Below are 2,222 nucleotides of genomic sequence, written 5' to 3'. Positions count from 1 at the left end.
ATACTGACGGAAAGGTGGTTCACCCCAGTTCTCGACTCCTATCAACGCTATCGAATCTCCTTGTCTGCTGATGAACGTATGCCCATTGTTCAGCATACGCCACCCTATCTGACGCTGCCACATCCTCATCAAGGCATTGTTTGAATCACGTTCCGAGGGGAAAGACCAGTCCATATAATCTCCGTAATCGTGGTTGCCAAGAACCGAATACACTCCGTCACGAGCTTTGAGTCGGCTCAAAACACTTAGAAATGGCTCCATCTCCGAAGTCTCTCTGTTCACGACATCACCTGTAAACACAATCAGGTCTGGATCAAGCGAATTAATTCTGTCAACAAGACGGCTTACGAACGAAGTGTCATTTCCCCATGTTCCGACATGGGCGTCACTGAACTGTACTATCCTGTAGCCGTTGAACTTTTGTGGAAGTCTCCCTGAAACGACAGTGACATTCTCCACAACAATCTCATTTCTGGTAAACAACGCTCCCCACCACATGAGTATGAAAGCCACAAGCGACAACGGTATACCGGCATATACACCGTAATTTACCCTCCTGCCTTTTCTTTTGGAACGGAACAATCTGCCAACAGCGGAAAATACCACATACAACAATTTGGGAACATACACCGAAAAATACGTGTATATCATCCACATAAGAGGAATTAACGAACTCGACTCTCTTGCAGCCGGCCAAAACGCGATAACAGTGACAAGACCCCAGAACAACACTGACGACACTGAATAGCTCCACACGGCGGCTTTCTTTCTATACCTGCAATAACTCAATATATCACGCAGGATATAGCAGTCTGTAAGAATTGTGAAAATATAAAAGAGGATTATAGAGAGCACTGAGAATTCACGCATTGTCTACCTGGTATTTACGACTTATTCAAGTCCTCCGAGAATAGTCTTGAGTTTATTCTTAAGAGGATTTGCATACATATAAAGCATCATCTCCATCATATAGTCCCGCTCCTCTTCCTTAAGGTCAGCGACATCGACTTTTGCAAGCTGACGGTTGAAATAATCAAGAGTCTCCCGCTTCTGTTCTTCCGTGTATTTACTTGAAAAACGGGTTGTCTTATGCAACATGTCATATGCCACATAATTTATTGTGAAGATTTCATAACTTCTATGTATAGCCTGATCCACAAGACACCCGACGTATTTAGCTGCCGTGTTGTTGTCTTTAAAGTCGCCGAGCTGGTCGAGCTTTGTGTTTATGCGCGGAGTGAGCTGAAAATGGACTTTTCCCTTGAATTGAAGAAGACCGGTCTCCATGCTGAAAAGATCATCACGCTGCGACTTTTTGAAATTGGGGTCTCTGCGACGCAACATAAACTCCCGCGCCTTGAGGTAATCGTTCGGGTCATACTCGTAAGAGATTGAGACAGGCATGAGGTTTATCTCTTTCAGCCGCTCCATAAATGAGCCTTCGCCACCAAGAGCCAACATCTTGACCAACGATTCCTGAGTATGGTCAGAACTGTCCTTAGCACGCCCCTCGCGCTGCGCGATCCATATTGATTCTCGCTTCTCTATGATTGTATGATGAATATAGGCTGAAAGTTTTTTTGCAGCCTCCAGACCTTCCCGCAACCCGGTGTTACGTTTTACAATAAAACTCTTGTTGAGTCTCACCAGATCGGATATCCAATCAAAAATAAGAAGATTATTGCCTATTGCCACTTCCGAAGTCGGCAGCCCTTTGCGCAGAAATGCAAGATTAAGGAAAGAGGCATCGAGCACAATATCCCTGTGATTGGTTATAAATGTATAGTTGAAACCCGGATTAAGATATTTGAGTCCGCCGAGAGTTATACCGGAAGTAGTAGTCTTCGCCAGCATCTCCAGAAACGGAAACATAATCTGAGTCTGAAAGTCATATTTATTGTCGATTTTCAGCAACTCACCGATCAGAACCGGCACATCATCCTTAGGCATGGTATAATTCACGGCATGGAGAAAGCCCGGCTCTTTTACCAGCTGGCTCATCTTTTCATGAAACACAGAGTCATCATGCGGAGCGATGTCGCTGAAATCTAATTCTTGTGCACTCATATATTAGTTTTAATATGCTGTTAATCATTATTCACTCCTTTGAAAGAAAACAGAAAGAGGAATTTACAAAGTTAACAAATAATCACTGGCGTCTCTTAAAATCTGTTAATGCGAAATTGTTAAACTCTGTATTCATGTTGGTTACGCGATTTTCT

At 43.5% G+C, this 2,222-nt stretch carries 2 protein-coding genes; both read right to left on the bottom strand.

All coding sequences use genetic code 11. From position 1 onward, the window contains the following. A partial coding sequence (locus JX312_RS12535) for a metallophosphoesterase (RefSeq protein WP_204458231.1) occupies positions 1-870 on the bottom strand: 870 nt, incomplete at its 3' end. A gap of 21 nt (positions 871-891) precedes the next feature. After that, on the bottom strand, positions 892-2,067 hold the full coding sequence (locus JX312_RS12530; protein WP_123406363.1) for an acyltransferase: 1,176 nt from the start codon (positions 2,065-2,067) through the stop codon (positions 892-894). Between the last annotated feature and the right edge of the window lie 155 nt (positions 2,068-2,222).

This window comes from Barnesiella sp. CU968 (genome assembly GCF_905219685.1).
GTDB classification, from domain to species: domain Bacteria; phylum Bacteroidota; class Bacteroidia; order Bacteroidales; family Muribaculaceae; genus Lepagella; species Lepagella muris_A.
Note: the sequence above shows the minus strand (reverse complement) of the source record. Positions and strands in the feature narration are given on the sequence as shown.